The organism is Streptomyces sp. NPDC001410 (assembly GCF_042895235.1).
Lineage (GTDB): Bacteria > Actinomycetota > Actinomycetes > Streptomycetales > Streptomycetaceae > Streptomyces.
Window position 1 is genome coordinate 171055 of the sequence record NZ_JBIAWE010000014.1, and the last position, 16836, is coordinate 187890.

At 71.0% G+C, this 16836-nt stretch carries 17 protein-coding genes; 9 read left to right on the forward strand and 8 right to left on the reverse strand.

What is annotated here, in order from left to right:
- Positions 1-29: 29 nt before the first annotated feature.
- From ACFY3C_RS29570 to ACFY3C_RS29580, 3 genes are all read right to left on the reverse strand, one after another.
- Positions 30-1025, reverse strand: a complete 996-nt coding sequence (locus ACFY3C_RS29570; protein WP_390772897.1) for a small ribosomal subunit Rsm22 family protein — start codon at positions 1023-1025, stop codon at positions 30-32.
- Between the two features lie 148 nt (positions 1026-1173).
- On the reverse strand, positions 1174-2343 hold the full coding sequence (locus ACFY3C_RS29575) for a serine hydrolase domain-containing protein (RefSeq protein WP_390772898.1): 1170 nt from the start codon (positions 2341-2343) through the stop codon (positions 1174-1176).
- The gene (locus ACFY3C_RS29580; protein ID WP_390772899.1) at positions 2295-3590 is read right to left on the reverse strand and encodes a multidrug effflux MFS transporter; all 1296 of its coding nucleotides are present in this window, start codon (positions 3588-3590) and stop codon (positions 2295-2297) included. The genes ACFY3C_RS29575 and ACFY3C_RS29580 overlap by 49 nt, the downstream gene beginning before the upstream one ends.
- Positions 3591-3676: 86 nt before the next feature.
- Between ACFY3C_RS29580 and ACFY3C_RS29585 the strand changes: the two genes are divergently transcribed.
- Together ACFY3C_RS29585 and ACFY3C_RS29590 are read left to right on the forward strand one after the other, a co-directional pair.
- Positions 3677-4729: a Gfo/Idh/MocA family protein gene (locus tag ACFY3C_RS29585; protein ID WP_390772900.1), complete on the forward strand. Its 1053-nt coding sequence runs from the start codon at positions 3677-3679 to the stop codon at positions 4727-4729.
- 56 nt (positions 4730-4785) lie between these two features.
- Entirely contained in the window at positions 4786-5544 is a 759-nt protein-coding gene (locus tag ACFY3C_RS29590) for an SDR family oxidoreductase (protein ID WP_390772901.1), read from the forward strand.
- A 253-nt stretch (positions 5545-5797) separates the two neighbouring features.
- Here the strand turns inward: ACFY3C_RS29590 and ACFY3C_RS29595 are convergent, their stop codons facing one another.
- Positions 5798-7054: a D-alanyl-D-alanine carboxypeptidase family protein gene (locus ACFY3C_RS29595; protein WP_390772902.1), complete on the reverse strand. Its 1257-nt coding sequence runs from the start codon at positions 7052-7054 to the stop codon at positions 5798-5800.
- A gap of 200 nt (positions 7055-7254) precedes the next feature.
- Between ACFY3C_RS29595 and ACFY3C_RS29600 the strand changes: the two genes are divergently transcribed.
- Both ACFY3C_RS29600 and ACFY3C_RS29605 read left to right on the forward strand, forming a co-directional pair.
- Positions 7255-8724 (forward strand): ABC transporter permease, encoded by a 1470-nt coding sequence (locus ACFY3C_RS29600; protein WP_390772903.1) that lies wholly within the window; start codon positions 7255-7257, stop codon positions 8722-8724.
- Between the two features lie 30 nt (positions 8725-8754).
- Positions 8755-9546: an ABC transporter ATP-binding protein gene (locus tag ACFY3C_RS29605; RefSeq protein ID WP_390772904.1), complete on the forward strand. Its 792-nt coding sequence runs from the start codon at positions 8755-8757 to the stop codon at positions 9544-9546.
- A gap of 49 nt (positions 9547-9595) precedes the next feature.
- Here ACFY3C_RS29605 and ACFY3C_RS29610 read toward each other — a convergent pair whose 3' ends face one another.
- Entirely contained in the window at positions 9596-10582 is a 987-nt protein-coding gene (locus tag ACFY3C_RS29610; protein WP_390772905.1) for an aldo/keto reductase, read from the reverse strand.
- 57 nt (positions 10583-10639) lie between these two features.
- Positions 10640-10966 (reverse strand): nuclear transport factor 2 family protein, encoded by a 327-nt coding sequence (locus tag ACFY3C_RS29615; protein ID WP_390772906.1) that lies wholly within the window; start codon positions 10964-10966, stop codon positions 10640-10642.
- Positions 10967-11087: 121 nt separating this feature from the next.
- Between ACFY3C_RS29615 and ACFY3C_RS29620 the strand changes: the two genes are divergently transcribed.
- On the forward strand, positions 11088-11633 hold the full coding sequence (locus ACFY3C_RS29620; protein WP_390772907.1) for a DoxX family membrane protein: 546 nt from the start codon (positions 11088-11090) through the stop codon (positions 11631-11633).
- A 29-nt stretch (positions 11634-11662) separates the two neighbouring features.
- Positions 11663-12001 carry a MazG-like family protein gene (locus ACFY3C_RS29625; RefSeq protein ID WP_390772908.1) on the forward strand — a complete coding sequence of 113 codons (339 nt, stop codon included), beginning with the start codon at positions 11663-11665 and terminating at the stop codon, positions 11999-12001.
- A 16-nt stretch (positions 12002-12017) separates the two neighbouring features.
- On the opposite strand, the gene ACFY3C_RS29630 is transcribed toward ACFY3C_RS29625, so the two are convergent.
- Positions 12018-12218 (reverse strand): tyrosine-protein phosphatase, encoded by a 201-nt coding sequence (locus ACFY3C_RS29630; RefSeq protein WP_390772909.1) that lies wholly within the window; start codon positions 12216-12218, stop codon positions 12018-12020.
- A gap of 120 nt (positions 12219-12338) precedes the next feature.
- Positions 12339-12959 (reverse strand): TetR family transcriptional regulator, encoded by a 621-nt coding sequence (locus ACFY3C_RS29635; RefSeq protein WP_390772910.1) that lies wholly within the window; start codon positions 12957-12959, stop codon positions 12339-12341.
- Between the two features lie 139 nt (positions 12960-13098).
- Between ACFY3C_RS29635 and ACFY3C_RS29640 the strand changes: the two genes are divergently transcribed.
- The 3 genes from ACFY3C_RS29640 to ACFY3C_RS29650 all read left to right on the forward strand — a co-directional run bounded on the left by ACFY3C_RS29640 (position 13099) and on the right by ACFY3C_RS29650 (position 16832).
- On the forward strand, positions 13099-14022 hold the full coding sequence (locus tag ACFY3C_RS29640; RefSeq protein ID WP_390772911.1) for an SDR family oxidoreductase: 924 nt from the start codon (positions 13099-13101) through the stop codon (positions 14020-14022).
- 162 nt (positions 14023-14184) lie between these two features.
- Positions 14185-15177, forward strand: a complete 993-nt coding sequence (locus tag ACFY3C_RS29645; protein WP_390772912.1) for an alpha/beta hydrolase fold domain-containing protein — start codon at positions 14185-14187, stop codon at positions 15175-15177.
- Between the two features lie 110 nt (positions 15178-15287).
- Positions 15288-16832, forward strand: a complete 1545-nt coding sequence (locus ACFY3C_RS29650; protein ID WP_390772913.1) for a Re/Si-specific NAD(P)(+) transhydrogenase subunit alpha — start codon at positions 15288-15290, stop codon at positions 16830-16832.
- Positions 16833-16836: the final 4 nt, after the last annotated feature.

Genomic DNA, 16836 nt, shown 5'->3' on the forward strand with positions numbered 1-16836 from the left:
AAGCCCCGCTGACTAAGCGGTCGAATCCACTAAGCGGTCGAATCCTCCGGCGGCCAGGCGTCGCCCCAGTCGGCGTCCCGGGCCGCCTTGTACAGGTCGCCGTGGCGCTTGGTGACCGTCGTGCGGCGCAGCCGCTCGTCGGCCTCGCACAGATCGAGGAGCACCTGGCCCTTGCGGATCTGCGGGCGCCGGACCACCCGGGCGGGGGCCGGCTCGGCGGGCAGCCGGGTGGCGGCGACGTAGCTGAACTTCTCGTCCTCGTACGCCAGGGAGCCGCCCTTGACCTGGCGGTGCAGGGAGGAGCGGCTGACCCGGGCGGAGAAGTGGCACCAGTCCGTGCCGGGGACGATGGGGCAGGCGGCGCTGTGCGGGCAGGGCGCGGCGACGCGGAACCCGGCGCGGACGAGGCGGTCGCGGGCCTCGATGACCCGGGCGTAGCCGGCGGGGGTGCCGGCCTCCACGATCACGACGGACTGCGCGGCGGCCGCGGCCGCGTCGACGAGGGCGCTGCGGTCGGCCTCGGCGAGTTCGTTGAGGACGTACGACACCGTGACGAGGTCGGCGCTGTCGAGGGTGAGCGCCGTGCCGATCCGGGCCCGCTGCCAACGGGCGTCGTGCAGCGCGGGGTTGGCTTCGGCGATCTCCCGGCCGAGGGCGAGTGCGGGCTCGGCCCAGTCCAGCACGGTGACGCTGCGCTCGCCGGGCCAGGTTGCGGTGACGGCCCAGGTGGCGGCGCCGGTGCCACCGCCGACGTCGACGTGGCTGCCGGGCGTCCAGCCGGGCACGGCGTCCGCGAACGCGTTCAGCGCCGAGCGGACGGCCTCGAAGGTGGCCGGCATGCGGTAGGCGGCGTACGCGGCGACGTCGGCGCGGTCGCGCAGGATCGGGGCGTCGGTCGGCGTGGCCCCGCGGTAGTTGGCGATCAGCCTTTCCACGGCGCCGGCGGCTTGCTTGGGCGGAAGTCCGTCCAGGATCGCGGCCAGGGAGGCGCGGAGGGCTTCGGCCGGGGATGCGGGGTCGTTCACCTGCCGATTGTATGGCTGGGCGGTGCCGCTGCCGGCCTGCTGGGGGCTCCGCCCCCAGACCCCCGGGCCTATGCCCACCCACCACCCGTCTCGGTCGGTTGGAAAGGCGCCGCCACGGGGTCTGACTCGGGCGGCCCGGAGGTGCGCCTCAGATCACCGCTCTCGCCAGACGCGTGGCCGCAGCCGCCCTCGGCCGGCTGTCGGGCGGCCTGCGTACGGGATGCACCGTGTTCGCCAGCAGCACCAGAAACGTGTCCGTCGCCGGATCCACGACCAGCGAGGTCCCCGTGAACCCCGTGTGCCCCGCCGCTCCCCTGCCCGCCAGCTCGCCCATGAACCACGGCTGGTCCAGGGCGAAGCCAAGGCCCGGCGGGGTGAACAGGAGTTCCACGAAGTCGGGGCCGAGGATGCGCGCGGGGCCGTACGAGCCGCCCGCGAGCAGGGCGCGGCAGAAGACCGCCAGGTCGTGCGCGGTGGAGAAGAGGCCGGCGTGGCCCGCCACCCCGCCGAGCGCCCAGGCGTTCTCGTCGTGGACCTCGCCGCGCAGCATTCCGCGGTCGGCCTTGGCCCAGGGCCGCCGCTGGTCCTCGGTGGCCGCCGCGCCGGGGCAGGGGCCGAAGGCGGTCGCCATCATCCCGAGCGGGCGGGTGATGCCGTCCTCGATCAGGACGTTCAGGGGGCGGCCGGTGATCCGCTCCAGGACGAACTGGAGCAGGATCATGTTCAGGTCCGAGTAGAGGTAGCGGCCGGGCTCGGACGTGGGGGCCTGAGCGCGGAGCATCGCGAGGCGGGCGGTGGCGTCCGGGCAGTCGTACAGCGGGAGTTCGGGGCGCAGCCCGGAGGTGTGGGTGAGCAGCTGCCGTACGGTGACGCCGTGTTCGGCGGCCGCGGTGAACTCGGGCAGGTAGGCGCCGATCCGGGCGTCCATGCCGAGGGTGCCGCGCTCGATCTGCTGCACGGCGGCGACGGACGTGCACAGCTTGGTGAGGGAGGCCAGGTCGAACGGGGTGTCGACGGTCATCGGGATCCGGTCGGCGGGCGGCAGTTCGACGCCGGTGTCGGTCTCGGGGTCGTAGGAGGCGTAGCGGACCGCACAGCCCGCTGCCTCGGCGACGGCGATCACGGGCCCGCGTCCGGCCATGACGACGGCACCGGCGGCCCACGGGCGGGCTCCGGTGGTGAGGGCGTGCACCTCGCCGGCCAGGTGCTCGAGTTCCTTGGCGTCGAGCCCGGCGCGTTCGGGTGTGCCGGCGCGCAGTCTGGGTGCGCTCAGTTGTCCTCTCCCTCCGACCCCGCACGGGTGTTCCAGGGACGGCACATTCCCATGAAGCAGGCCGCCGCTACCAGTGCTCCCGCCAGTTGGACGACCGCCATGGGCACGGCGGTGTGCTCCCCGGCGACGCCGACGAGCGGGGAGGCGACCGCTCCGACGAGGAAGGAGGTGGTGCCGAGCAGGGCGGAGGCGGAGCCCGCGGCGTGCCGGGTGCGCAGCAGGGCGAGGGACTGGGCGTTGGGCAGGGTGATGCCCATCGCGGACATGAGGACGAACAGGGCGGCGGCGATCGGCGCCAGGCCGACCTCGCCGAAGGTGCCCGCGGTCATCAGCAGCAGGGCGGTCGCGGCGAGCACGATGATCGCGAGGCCGGTGCCGAGCACCTTGTCCAGGCTGACCCGGCCCACCAGGATCCGGCCGTTGACCTGCCCGGCGATCATCAGCCCGACCGAGTTGACGCCGAAGAGCAGGCTGAAGGTCTGCGGGGAGGCGCCGTAGATCTCCTGGACGACGAAGGGGGAGGCGGATATGTAGGCGAACAGCGCGGCGAAGGCGAAGCCGCCGGCCAGCATGTAGCCGGTGAAGGGCAGGTCGGCGAGCAGGCCGCGCATCGAGCGCAGCGCCTGCCCCACTCCTCCGCCGTGCCGTTCGGCGGGAGGCAGTGTCTCGGGCAGCCGCAGCCAGACGAGCGCGGCGAGCGCGGCCCCGACCACGGTGAGGACGACGAACACGCCCCGCCAGTCCGTCACCCGGAGGATCTGCCCGCCGATCAGGGGCGCCACGATCGGCGCGGCCCCGGAGATCAGCATCAGGGTGGAGAAGAAGCGGGCCATGGCGACACCGTCGTAGAGGTCGCGTACGACGGCCCGCGCGATGACGATGCCGGCCGCGCCCGCGAGACCCTGGGCGAGGCGGAAGGCGACCAGCGCCTCGACGGTGGGCGCGAAGGCGCACAGGGCGGTGGCGACGAGGTAGACGGCGAGGCCGGTCAGCAGCGGACGGCGGCGGCCCCAGCGGTCGCTCATCGGGCCCACGACCAGCTGCCCGAGCGCCATGCCGGCCAGGCACGCGGTGAGGGTGAGCTGGACGGTGGCGGCGGGGGCGTGCAGGGAGCGGGTGACCTCCGGCAGGGACGGGAGGTACATGTCCATCGCCAGCGGGGGTGTGGCGGTGAGGCCGCCGAGGACGAAGGTGACGAGCAGACCGGTGCGGCGGATGGCGGCGGCCGAGACGGGTGCGGTGGTGGACTGGCACTCCGTCTCCGGTGTCGGTGCCGCCGCGTGCTCGGGCATGTGTCCCTCCCTCTCCTGCTGGATCGGCCTCTATGCTCGCAGCTCGTACACACTGCCGGGGCACACATGAACGAGGACGGGGCGGGATGGCGGAGCAGACCGTGCGGTGGGGGATCCTGGCGACCGGCGGGATCGCGGCCGCGTTCGCGGCGGACTTGGTCACTGCGTCCAACAGCGGCTCCGCCGCGGGGCCGGATGCGGAGATCGTGGCCGTGGCCTCGCGCAGCCAGGAGTCGGCGCAGGCGTTCGCCGACCGGTTCGGGATCACGCGGGCGTACGGCGACTGGGAGTCCCTGGCCGCGGACCCGGACATCGATGTCGTGTACGTCGCCACCCCGCACTCGGCGCACCGGGCGGCGGCCGGGTTGTGCCTGGCGGCCGGGCGGAACGTGCTGTGCGAGAAGGCGTTCACGCTCAACCTCCGCGAGGCCGAGGAACTGGTGGCGCTGGCGAAGGAGCACGACCGCTTCCTGATGGAGGCTATGTGGATGTACTGCAATCCGCTGGTCCGGCGATTGAAGGCGCTGGTGGCGGACGGGGCGATCGGCGAGGTGCGTACGGTGCAGGCCGACTTCGGTCTCGCGGGCCCCTTCCCGAGCACGCACCGGCTGCGGAATCCGGCACTGGGCGGCGGGGCGCTGCTGGACCTCGGCGTGTATCCGGTGTCGTTCGCGCAGCTGCTGCTGGGTGAGCCGGACGACATCGCCGCGCGGGCGGTGCTCTCGGAGGAGGGCGTCGACCTTCAGACGGGCGCGCTGCTGTCCTGGGAGAGCGGGGCGCTGGCCTCGGTGCACTGCTCGATCGTCGGCGGTACGGGGGTCACCGCCTCGGTGACCGGTTCGCGCGGCCGCATCGACATCCCGTCCGGCTTCTTCCACCCGGACCGCTTCGTGCTGCACCGCGACGGCCGTGACCCCGAGGAGTTCACCGCCGACCCCGCCGACGGCCCGCGCACCAGCCTGCGGCACGAGGCCGAGGAGGTCATGCGGGCGCTGCGGGCGGGCGAGAAGGAGTCGCCGCTGGTGCCGCTGGCGGGCAGTCTCGCGGTGATGCGGACGCTGGACGCGATACGGGAGCGGGTCGGGGTGCGGTATCCCGGGGAGGCTCGCGGGGAGGCCGTGGCCACCGTCACCGGCTAGCCGTATGGCGGACACCTGATTCCGCATCGCGGACTTCCCGCCTACGCTGCGGAACCATGACTGACAGGCAATCGAAGATCGCGGTGGTGACCGGCGCCGGCTCCGGTATCGGGCGGGCCGTCGCCGTCGAGCTGCTGCGCGCCGGCTGGTCGGTGGCGCTGGCCGGCCGGCGCGTCGAGACGCTGGAGGAGACGGCAGCACTGGCGCCCGGGGCGCCCTCGCTCGCCGTGCGCACCGACGTGTCCCGGCCCGAGGACGTGGACGCGCTGTTCGCGGCGACCGTGGACCGGTTCGGGCGCATCGACCTGCTGTTCAACAACGCCGGTACGTTCGGCCCGGGCGGGGTACCCGTCGAGGACCTGCCCTACGACGCCTGGCGGCACGTGGTGGACACCAACCTCAACGGGGCGTTCCTGTGCGCGCAGGCGGCGTACCGGCGGATGAAGGAGCAGGACCCGCAGGGCGGCCGGATCATCAACAACGGCTCCATCTCCGCCCACACGCCCCGCCCGCACTCGGTCGCCTACACCGCTACCAAGCACGCGCTGACCGGACTGACCAAGTCGCTGTCGCTCGATGGGCGACCGCACCGCATCGCGGTCGGGCAGATCGACATCGGGAACGCGGCCACCGACATGACGGCCCGGATGCAGACCGGGGCACTGCAGGCGAACGGCGAGGTGGCCCCGGAACCGGTGATGGACGTGGCCGACGTGGCGCGCACCGTGCGGCACATGGCCGAGCTGCCGCTGGAGGCGAACGTGCAGTTCGCGACGGTGTTGGCGACGGCGATGCCGTACATCGGGCGAGGCTGAGGCCGGGGCGGAACCCAACCGCTCAAGTTACACAAGCGGAATTTCAACGTCCGCACTATTGCGGCCCGTCGGCCGCTTATGCTCAACTTTCCTCCACAAGAGCTTCACACTTGGAGTACTGGAGTTCCGCAGCCATATCCAGGGGGGAGTCGGCAGCCGTTCCACCGGACCGGAGTTGGGGGTGGACCTCGCGTGGGACCGCGGGGTACGCACCGGTCGGTGGAACGGCTGCCGCTGTACTCAATCCGGTACCTCAGCGCCGGTGCCGCGGCCCCGCCCCGGACTCCGGCTCCACCTCGGCCCGACCCTCTTCGGCCCGACCCTCTTCGGCCCGAGCCGTCTCGACCCGAGCAGCCTCGGGCCGAGCAGCCTTGGCCCGCACCGCGCGCCGCCGCAGCGCCCACGCACCCGCTCCCAGCAGTGCCGCCGTACCGGCCGCGCCCTCCAGCAGCCGCCACGACGAGGGGTGCCCGGAGGACGCCGAGCCGGGAGCACCGGCCGCGGCGTGGGCCGCCTTCCCCTCGGGCGCCGGGCTCGCGCTCGCCCCGCCCTCGCTGATCGGCTCGACGAGCATGCCCACCGCCTGCGCCGAACGCCCGGCCCCGAAGCCCCAGTCGAGCAGCGCGGCGGTCTGCTCGTAGACGGCGTTGCTGCCCTCCGCCGGATGCATCACGGTGACCAGCAGGGTGCGGCCGCCCCGGGTGGCCGCGCCGGTGAAGGTGTTGCCGGCGTGGCTGGTGTAGCCGTTCTTCACGCCGATCAGACCGTCGTACGTGTGCAGCCCCCAGGCCCCCGTGAGCAGGCGGTCGGTGTTCTGGATCTGGAAGGTCTTCTTGCCGCCGGCCGGGAAGTCGGCGGTCCTGGTGCCGCAGTAGCCGCGGAAGTCGCCGTTCTTGAGGCCGTGCCGGGCGAAGAGCGTGAGGTCGTACGCCGAGGAGAGCTGGCCCTTGTGGTCGAAGCCGTCGGGGCTGATCACATGGGTGTCCAGGGCCTGCAGGTCCTCGGCCATGGCCTGCATCTCGGCGACCGTCTTGGCCACACCGCCGTTCATGTGCGCGAGCACGTGCACCGCGTCGTTGCCGGAGCGCAGGAACACGCCCTGCCACAGCTGCTCGACGGTGTAGGTGATGCCGGGCTTGATGCCGACGAGGCTGGAGCCGGCCGGGATGTCGGCGAGGTCGGCGTCGGTGACCTTGTAGCGCTCGGTCCGCTCGAACTTCTTCAGCACGGTGTCCGCGAACAGCATCTTCAGCGTGGACGCGGGCGCCAGGCGCCGGTGCGCGTCGAAGGAGGCGAGCACCTCGCCGGTCCCGCCGTCGGCGACCAGCCACGAGCGGGCGCTGAGCTTCTGGGGCAGGCCGCCGGCGCCGCGCACCTGGACTCCGGTACGGGCCAGCCGCTCACCGCCGATCACGGTCGCGGCGGAGGCGGGGGCGGCCACGGACAGGGGGAGGGCGGCGGCCGTCAGCCCGAGGGCGGCACGCCGGCTGAGCCGGGAACATTCACGCACCCGGGGACCGTACACCGCACCCAACAGGCTTTTCCTGGCAGGAGGCCCTCCATGGCACAGGAATTTGCTGTCTTATGAAAATTTGACCCCCCATCCTGCTTTCTCAGCTCTGACACACCTTTTACTCAGCGCGCCTCAAAGGTTCCTCCCTAGCTTGTGGCCGCGCCCACAGCGGGCGTCAAGAACCTTCGAGGAACGGGATGTTTGGCATCTATCTCAAGCGTGAGCTGAGCCGCCGCAAGAAGGCCGCTCTGGTCATCGCGATGGGTCTGGCGCTCGGTATCGCGCTGGTCATCACCGTCAGCTCGGTGTCGGCCGGTATGACGCAGGCGCAGGACAAGGTCCTGAAGTCGCTCTACGGCCTCGGCACCGACATGACGGTCACGAAGGCGCAGTCGGCACCCAAGGCCGGCAGCTCGCAGGGCCCGAACTTCAAGTTCGACGCCAAGTCCAGCAGCAAGACCGCGCAGAGCTCGGACCGGGTGATGACACAGGGCGGTCAAGCTTTGAAGTCCTCGCTGGTCGAGAAGGTCGCCGCGCAGAAGGGCGTGGCGAGCGCGGTGGGCGCCCTCTCCCTGAACGTCACCAAGGTCGACGGCTCCTTCACCCAGGGCAAGGCGAAGTCGTCCACGTCGTCGTCCGGCTCCCAGCAGCAGGGCGGCCCGGGCGGCGGCACCGGCGGCGGCAACGGGCAGGTGCAGGGCGGCGGCGCCAACTTCAACGTCAACAGCTACTCGGTGGCCGGCGTCGACGTCACCGACCAGGCCCTCGGCCCGCTGGCCACGATGAAGATCACCTCCGGGAAGACCTTCACCTCGGCGCAGACCGACGCGAAGGTGGCGGTCGTCAGCAAGTCGTACGCCAAGGAGAAGAAGTACAAGGTCGGCTCGGACTTCAAGATCTCCGGCACCAAGTACACGGTCATCGGCATCGCCACTCCGGACAGCAGCAAGTCCACCACCGACGTCTACCTGCCGCTGAAGCAGGCCCAGTCGCTCGGTGACGCCAAGAACAAGGTCACCACGATCTACGTCAAGGCGACCGACTCCCAGCAGATCTCCACCGTCAAGAAGACGATCCAGAGCAACATCACCGGTACGACGGTCACCACCTCCTCCGACCTGGCCTCCACCGTCTCCGGCTCGCTGTCCACGGCCTCGAACCTGGCCGGCAGCGTCGGCAAGTGGCTCTCGATCATCGTCCTGGTCGCCGCCTTCCTGGTGGCCGCGCTGCTCACTTCGTCGGCCGTGTCCCGGCGGGTGCGCGAGTTCGGCACCCTGAAGGCGCTCGGCTGGCCGAGCCGCAAGGTGACCCGGCAGGTGGTCGGCGAGTCCATGGTCAACGGCCTGATCGGCGGCGGCCTCGGCATCGCCCTGGGCCTCGCGGCCGCCTACACGGTCACCGCGATCAGCCCGAAGCTGCAGGCGGAGCTGGGCAGCGGCGGCGGTGGCGGCATGGGCGGTGGCATGGGCGGCGGTCCCGGTGGCGGCGGCCCCGGCCAGCAGGCCACCAAGAACACCCTGGAGATCGCGCTGACCGCGCCCGTCTCCCTGACCACCATCGCCCTGGCCGTCGGCCTCGCGGTCGCCGGCGGTCTGATCGCCGGCGCCATGGGCGGCTGGCGCGCCTCCCGGATGCGCCCGGCCGACGCCCTGCGCAGCGTCTCCTGACTCACCCTTCTGTTCACTCACGGAGCACCCATGTACAGACTCACCGGCGTCACCAAGCGGTACACGCGGGGCAAGGAGACGGTGGAGGCGCTGCGCGGCGTCGACCTCACCATCGCCGACGGCGACCAGCTGGTCATCCAGGGCCCGACGGGCGGCGGCAAGTCCACCCTTCTGCAGATGATCGGCGGCCTCGACCGCCCCTCGTCCGGCAGCGTCGAACTGGACGGCGTCGACCTCGCCACGATCAGCGAGGCCAAGCTGACCCGGCTGCGCGCCGAGAAGATCGGCATCATCTTCCAGGCGTTCAACCTCATCCCGACGCTGACCGCGCAGGAGAACGTGGAGACGGCGCTGGTCCCGCTCGGCGTCAAGCCGGCCGAACGCCGCGAACGGGCGGCCGAGGCCCTGCGCTCGGTCGGCCTGGGCGAACGCCTGACCCACGTCCCGTCCGAGATGTCCGGCGGCCAGCAGCAGCGCGTCGCCATCGCCCGCGCACTGGTGAAGAACCCGAAGGTGCTGCTGGCCGACGAGCCCACCGGCAACCTCGACGAGGGCACCCGCGACGACATCATGGCCCTGCTGGAGGGCCTGTGGCGGGAGCACGGGCTGACCTTCATCATGGTCACCCACGACTCCTCCATCGCCCGCCGGGCCCCGCGCCTGGCCACCATCAGGGCGGGCCAGATCACGCTCACCGAGCGGGGCGGGGGTGCGGGACGACAGCAGGCGTACGGGCAGCCGTCGTACGGGCAGCAGGCGAACGGGCGGTATCCGCAGGAGCAGTACGCGCAGCAGCAGTACGGCGGCGGTTACGGCAACTGACGTCGCAGTAAGCCCTGTTGGGGCCGCATCTACGGCTCGCTGGGGCCGCTCAACGCCCGAGCAGGCGATCGATCTCGGTCAACTGCTCTGCGGTGAACGGCCCTTTCGCGATCGCGCCGGCGTTCTGCTCGGCCTGGGCGACGGTCCGGAAGCCCGGGATCGGCACGGTGCGCGGGCTGCGCGCCCACAGCCAGGCCAGGGCGCCCTGGGCGGGGGTACGGCCGTCACTGGTGAGGATGTCCCGCAGGGCTTCGACCCGGCTCACCCACTCGGGATCGGAGCCGGACCCGTCGCCCCCGAATCCCTGGAGCCAAGCCGGCGGCTTGCTCCGAATGTCCCCGGCTTCCAGGGAGGTGTGCCGCTTACCCGTCAGCAGCCCCATCGCGAGCGGGCTGCGGTTGATGCTGGCGAGGTCCAGCCGCTCGCACAGCTCGATGAGCCGAGGCGCGTCCTGAAGAACATTGAGCGCGTGCTGTACAGCCGTACAGTGCGGCCCTTCGGCGAAGACGGCGGCGCGCTCGGGATCGTCGGTGCTCCAGCCATAGGCGTGGATGAGCCCTTCCCCGACCAACTCCTCACACAGATCCCGCAGTTCGGCAGCACGCACCGGATCGGCGTCGGACAGATGAAGCTGATACAGATCGATGTGATCGGTGCCGAGGCGACGCAGGGACGCGATCAGGGCCCGGCGGGCGTACTCCGGGGTGTCGTCGGCGCCGGTGAGGGTGCGGGTGTCCGGGTCGAAGACGTTGCCCCACTTAGTGGCAAGGACGACTTCATCCCTGCGCTTGCCGAGCGCCCGGCCCAGGACCTCCTCACTGTGCCCGGTGCCGTAGACGTCGGCGGTGTCGAAGAAGGTGACGCCGAGGTCGAGGGCACGGCGAACGGCCCGCACGGACTCCTCGTCATCCACCTTCCCCCACCCGAGGGGCTGCCCATCGGCGGCCTGCCACTCACCACCGATGGCCCAGCACCCAAACCCGAGCGCACTCACTTCGATCCCGCTACGTCCCAGTGTCCTGCTGGTGGTCTCCATGCCGCAGAACGCTAGGAGTTGAAGCGCACACGATGGCAAGCGGTTGCACAGGGGGGATTACGCCTGCCCGGTCTCGAACCGGGAGATCCTGCCGTCGTCCTCGATCTCGAAGTGCCACTTGGTGCGCATCTCGCCCCAGGCGTCGTTGCGGTAGCGGGCGATGAGGTCGCGGCCGCCCCGGGACTCGTTGTCGACCTCCATGTGGCCGTGGGAGGTGAAGATCTCCCGGTCGATCCACTCGGCGAGGTCGCGGTCGGAGCCGTCGTCGGCCATCGTCGCGCCCGGCGAGAGGAGGGACATGAAGCCCTCGCGGTCGTGCGAGTTCACGGCGTTGACGAAGGCCCGGACGGACGGATCGCTGAGCTTGGCTGGCTGAATCGTCATGGCGCCAGACTCACACCGCTCCCCCGCACCCGCCACCCGAACGCCATCCACGACGGGCCCGCAGGAGCACGGGGTGCGACGGTGACAAGGGACTTCATAGGCGCTGACAGGAGTGACGACCGTGACCTGTTACGACCGACGTGATCTGGGCCTGCTGCTGCTCCGGCTGGGGACGGGCGGGGTGCTCGTCGCACATGGCACGCAGAAGCTGTTCGGCTGGTTCGGCGGCCACGGCCTGGAGGGCACGGGCCAGTTCATGGAGTCCGTCGGCTACGCGCCCGGGAAGGCGAGCGCGACGGCGGCGGGCCTGGCCGAGGCGGGCGGCGGCACCCTGCTGGCGCTGGGTCTGGCAACCCCGGCGGCGGGCGCGGCGGCGGCCGGCGCGATGGCCGGAGCGGCGGCGGTCCACCAGCCCAACGGCTTCTTCGCCCAGGAGGGTGGCTACGAGTACGCGGCCAGCCTGGGCCTGGCGGCAGCAGGCCTGGCGATCGCCGGCCCCGGCCGCCTCTCCCTCGACCACGCGTCCGGGCATGTTTTCGACCGGGGGTGGATGGTGCCGCTGGCACTGGGAGTGACGGCGGCGGCTACGGCGGTGGTGGTAGGAGCACGGAACCGGCGGGTGCGACAGAAGACGGAAGGCGAGCAGGAGGTCCTGTTCGAGGACTAGCCCATCCGGAGCATGCCAGGCTTCGGGGTATGAATGACCAGGACATCCCCACCGATCTCTGGCCGACGATCCACGAACTCTGGGACCGTCTGGAGGCGACTCGCAGGCACGCCGGCCCGGAGGGCGTACTGCTCCGCATCCTCAAGCTGTCGGAGGAGGTGGGCGAGGTGGCCGAGGCGGTGATCGGCGCGACCGGCCAGAACCCACGCAAGGGGGTCACCCACACGTGGGAGGACGTCCAGGGCGAGCTGTGCGATGTGGCGATCACGGCGCTGGTGGCGCTGCGGACGTTGACGCCGGAGGCGCAGGAGGTCTTCGAAGCGCACCTGAAGGGTGTACGGGAACGCCCGCTGACTCCTCCTGCATGACCGCTGATGCTCGAACTCAGCCAACGAGGCGGCTCCGCAGGCGAGTCAGGGTGGACACATCGAGACCGAGACCATTGGTCAGGAAGGCCCCGAAGCTGCCGTAGTCGTGCACGGCCTGGTCCCGGAAGGCGGCGAGGTAGTCGCTGCGCACCTCCTGGAGAGGGATGAGCAGGTCGGGATTCTGCATGTATCCGGCCGCCTTGAGCTGGTCCCGCAAGGCCTGGTCAGAGGCACGAACACGGCGCGGCTGGCAGTGCCTCCCGAAGCCATGGCCAACTGCTGGCGCAAGCGGTGAACAAAGCCACCGCAGGCCCCTTGCTCAGGGTGCCCACCGCATTCATGCCACTCCCTCCTGGCCTGTGAAGCTCAAGTCGTCGGTCGAGGCGACATGCTCGGGGGGCGCGGTGAGGTGCCTGGCGGCATCCAGGGTTTCCCGAATGCGCTGGGCGAGGGTGTGCTGGTCGGGGTCGTTGACCCACCGTTCATAGGCGACCTTGAGCGCGGCGATCCCGATTTCCGCGGCGAGTGCTGCAGTGGTGGTCTCCAGACCGCGTTCGCGCAGCGCCTGGGTGAGCGTGGCGGCGAGTGCGGCGAGTTTGGCCAGTTCGCGTTCCTGGAGTTCGGGATTGGCGGCGATGACGGCCTGGCGCTGCCGTACCAGGTCCTCGCGCTCTTCGTAGACGGGAGCGGCTTCGATCAGGGCGTGGGTGACCACCCCCAGTGGCGGGAGCGTGGCGGGGGCGGTGGCGGTGGCGTCCGCGAGGACGTCGGGGAGGGGGTTGGCGCTGGGGAAGAGGACTTCCCGTTTGTCGGCGAAGTGCCGGTAGAAGGTCCGTTCGGTGAGCCCGGCGCGGGCGGCGATCTCCGCGACGGTGGTGGCGTCGAAGCCCTTGTGGTTGTAGAGCTCCAGCGCCGCCTTCTCCAGGCGGCCTCGTGCGTCGGGTTTCCATCGGCTCATGCTCCGATCCTACACCGCGATGACAGAAGCTGACATCAGAGTGATGACAGGGCCTGACATCGGTGCTACGGTGATGTCACGAACTGACATCAGGGCTCTCTGCCCCCGGTGGGGAACCCGCAGCAGGAAGGCGCACACCATGCGCGTATTCGTCACCGGAGCCTCCGGACACATCGGCTCCGCCGTCGTCCCCGAACTCCTCGAAGCCGGGCACCAGGTCGTCGGCCTGGCCCGTTCGGACAAGTCCGCCGCCGCGTTGACGGCTGCCGGTGCCGAGGTGCACCGAGGCGACCTCGACGACCTCGACGGCCTCGCCGCGGCCGCCGCCGCGGCCGACGGCGTCGTCCACCTGGCCTTCAAGCACGACGCCATGTTCGCCGGCGACTTCGACGGCGCGGTCGCAGCGGATCTGCGCGCCATCGAGGCGCTCGGGGACGCGCTCGCCGGCACTGGCAAGCCTCTGGTGACCACGTCGGGAACCGTGCTGTTCGCCTTCGCGGGACTGAAGGACGCCCTCACCGAGGCCGACGCGCTCGACGCGGGGCCGCGGATCGACGCCGAGAACGCGGTGGTCGCACTCGCCGAACGCGGCGTCCGCTCGTCCGTCGTCCGGCTCACTCCTACAGTGCACAGCACGCTCGACCACAACGGCTTCATCCCGACCTTCATCTCCATCGCCCGGTCGAAGGGCGTCGCCGCCTACGTCGGCGACGGGGCCAACCGCTGGCCCGCCGTGCACACGCTGGATGCGGCACGCCTGTACCGGCTGGCGCTGGAATCCGCGCCGGCGGGGTCACGGCTGCACGCCGTCGACGACGAGGGGATCACCTTCCGCGAGATCGCCGAGGGCATCGGTCGCGGGCTGAACCTGCCCGTGGTCAGCATCCCGCCGACCGAGGCCGAGGCCCACTTCGGTTTCCTGAGCGCCCACGCCCAGGCCGACAACCCGTCCTCGAGCACGCTGACCCAGGACCTCCTCGGCTGGAAGCCCGTTCAGCCCGGCCTCATCGACGACCTCGGCCAGGGCCACTACTTCGACGCCCCGGCCACCACCACACCCTGAGCCCGCCCCATCTCCATCCCGCCCCATCCAGGCCCGGGGTGGCTGGTCCCCAGCCACCCCGGCCTGCTCGAAGACCTGGAGAGCGGCGACCACCTCGCCGCACCGACGGCCTGACCACCCTCCCGTGCCCCTGCCGCAGACCCCACCCAGGAAGGAAGAACCATGCCCCGCTCCCGTTTCGCGATCGACAGCGAACTGGCCGCAGCACTCCAGGCCATGCCGATCGGCCCGAACGGCGTCTTCGACCTCACCGACATCCCCGGCACCCGCCAGGCCGTCCGCGCGCTCGCCGAATCCATCGCCGCCACCATCCCCGACGAGCCCACCGTCACCGCCCACGAGATCCAGGTGCCGCGCGCCGAAGGCACCGACGTCCCCATCGTCCTGCTGCGTCCGCAGAACGCGCCCGGACCGCTGCCGGTCCTCGTGTGGTTCCACGGCGGTGGGCAGGTGCTCGGCTTCGCCGCGCAGGACACACCCTGGCTCAAGCCGCTGTCCGCGGCACTCGGCTGCGCCATTGTCAGCGTCGACTACCGGCTGGCCCCGGAAACCCCCGCGCCCGGCGCCGCCGAGGACGGATACACGGCCTACCGGTGGATCAGCGACAACGCCACCGATCTCGGCCTCGACCCCACCCGGATCGGCCTGGCCGGCCAGAGCGGAGGCGGAGGCATCGCCGCCGCCACCGCCCTTCTGATCCGTGACCGCGGCGCGGCGACCCCCCTTTTCCAGCTGCTGATGTACCCGATGATCGACGACCGCAACACCACCGACTCCAGCCACGGGATCACCGACATCGGCATCTGGGACCGCTCGACCAACATCCTGGCCTGGCAGGCGATCCTCGGGGACCGCGTCGGCACCGAGGACGTCACGTCCTACTCCGCCGCCTCCCGGGCGACCGACCTCGCCGGTCTGCCCCCGACCTTCATCGGCGTCGGTGAACTCGACCTCTTCCGCGACGAGAACCTCGACTACGCCGCGCGCCTGCGCGCCCACGGCGTCCCCGTCGAGCTGCACCTCTACCCCGGCGCCTACCACGCCTTCGACATGTTCGCCCCGCAGTCCCACCTCGCGGCGAGCTTCCACCACACACTGAACGACTACCTCGTCCGGCACTTCACGAAGACCCCGACAACGCCGACTGCTCAGTAACACGCAGGTCTGACGGCCTGCATCCTGTGCGGAATCCCGACAGCGCCTCCGAGCCGATTGCCACACCGCTCGGTTCGGAGGCCCATCCGAAACGAAATTGGAGTACTCCCATGCGCATTGGAGTCCCTTGCGAGCCCGCAGGGGAGACGCGCGTCGCCGCGACACCGGCGACCGTCAAGCAGCTGACAGGACTCGGGTACGACGTAGTGATCGAGTCGGGCGCCGGGACACTCTCCGCCTTCGCCGACGAGTCGTACGTGGCGGCCGGGGCGCGGATCGGCACGGGCGAGGAGGCGTGGGGCGCCGACATCGTCTTCCGGGTCAACGGCCCGTCGATGGACGAGGTGGGCAAGCCGAAGGACGGCGCCGCGCTGGTCTCCACACTCGCGCCGGCCCTCAACCCCGAGCTGGTCGTCGCACTCGCGGCGCGGCCGATCACGGTGCTGGCGATGGACGCGGTGCCGCGCATCAGCCGCGCCCAGTCGCTCGACGTGCTCTCCTCCATGGCCAACATCGCCGGCTACCGCGCGGTGGTCGAGGCGGCCCACGAGTTCGGCCGCTTCTTCACCGGCCAGGTGACCGCCGCAGGCAAGGTACCGCCGGCGAAGGTGCTCGTCGCGGGCGCGGGTGTGGCCGGCCTGGCCGCCATCGGTGCGGCCTCGTCGCTGGGTGCGATCGTGCGCGCCACCGACCCGCGCCCGGAGGTGTCCGATCAGGTGAGGTCGCTGGGCGGCGAGTACCTCCCGGTAGGGGTCCAGGAGGAGACGCAACAGTCGTCCGACGGCTACGCGAAGGCCACCTCGGACCTCTACAACGAGGCCGCCGCGAAGCTCTACTCCGACCAGGCCGCGGACGTCGACATCGTCATCACCACCGCCCTGATCCCGGGGCGTCCGGCGCCGAGGCTGATCACGGCCGCAGACGTGGCGAGCATGAAGCCGGGCTCGGTGATCGTCGACATGGCCGCCGGTATGGGGGGCAACGTCGAGGGCAGTGTCCCCGGGCAGCGGGTCGTCACCGACAACGGCGTGATCATCCTCGGTTACACCGACCTCCCCGGCCGCCTGCCCACCCAGGCTTCGCAGCTTTACGGGACCAACCTGGTCAACCTGATGAAGCTGCTCACCCCGGGCAAGGACGGGAAGTTCGTACTCGACCTCGACGACGTCGTACAGCGCGGCATCACCGTGGTCAAGGACGGCGAGAAGCTGTGGCCACCGCCGCCCGTGCAGGTCTCGGCGGCGCCCGCTGCCGTCAACACGGGACCGGCTGCCGACGTACCCGCCAAGGAGGAGAAGGCGCCCATGAGCGCCGGCACCAAGCTCGGACTGAGCCTGGCCGGCATCCTCGCCTTCGGCCTGATCGTCGCCTTCGCCCCGGCCCCACTACCGCAGCACTTCACCGTGCTGATGCTCGCGATCGTCATCGGCTACTACGTGATCGGCAAGGTGCACCACGCGCTGCACACCCCGCTGATGAGCGTCACCAACGCCATTTCCGGCGTCGTCGTCGTGGGAGCGCTGCTGAAGGTGTGGCACCCCGACCACTTCATGCAGTCGCTCGGCGCCGTCGCCGTCCTGCTCGCCTCCATCAACATCTTCGGTGGCTTCGCGGTGACACGCCGCATGCTCGCCATGTTCAGCAGAGAGAACTGACGTC

Excerpts from the sequence above, each read along its gene's own strand:
- ACFY3C_RS29610 (WP_390772905.1), bottom strand. The coding sequence starts at position 10,582 with ATGGAGACCACCAGCAGGACACTGGGACGTAGCGGGATCGAAGTGAGT.
- ACFY3C_RS29590 (WP_390772901.1), top strand. The coding sequence starts at position 4,786 with ATGACTGACAGGCAATCGAAGATCGCGGTGGTGACCGGCGCCGGCTCC.
- ACFY3C_RS29600 (WP_390772903.1), top strand. The coding sequence starts at position 7,255 with ATGTTTGGCATCTATCTCAAGCGTGAGCTGAGCCGCCGCAAGAAGGCC.
- ACFY3C_RS29615 (WP_390772906.1), bottom strand. The coding sequence starts at position 10,966 with ATGACGATTCAGCCAGCCAAGCTCAGCGATCCGTCCGTCCGGGCCTTC.
- ACFY3C_RS29650 (WP_390772913.1), top strand. The coding sequence starts at position 15,288 with ATGCGCATTGGAGTCCCTTGCGAGCCCGCAGGGGAGACGCGCGTCGCC.
- ACFY3C_RS29635 (WP_390772910.1), bottom strand. The coding sequence starts at position 12,959 with ATGAGCCGATGGAAACCCGACGCACGAGGCCGCCTGGAGAAGGCGGCG.
- ACFY3C_RS29625 (WP_390772908.1), top strand. The coding sequence starts at position 11,663 with ATGAATGACCAGGACATCCCCACCGATCTCTGGCCGACGATCCACGAA.
- ACFY3C_RS29640 (WP_390772911.1), top strand. The coding sequence starts at position 13,099 with ATGCGCGTATTCGTCACCGGAGCCTCCGGACACATCGGCTCCGCCGTC.
- ACFY3C_RS29585 (WP_390772900.1), top strand. The coding sequence starts at position 3,677 with ATGGCGGAGCAGACCGTGCGGTGGGGGATCCTGGCGACCGGCGGGATC.
- ACFY3C_RS29580 (WP_390772899.1), bottom strand. The coding sequence starts at position 3,590 with ATGCCCGAGCACGCGGCGGCACCGACACCGGAGACGGAGTGCCAGTCC.
- ACFY3C_RS29645 (WP_390772912.1), top strand. The coding sequence starts at position 14,185 with ATGCCCCGCTCCCGTTTCGCGATCGACAGCGAACTGGCCGCAGCACTC.
- ACFY3C_RS29605 (WP_390772904.1), top strand. The coding sequence starts at position 8,755 with ATGTACAGACTCACCGGCGTCACCAAGCGGTACACGCGGGGCAAGGAG.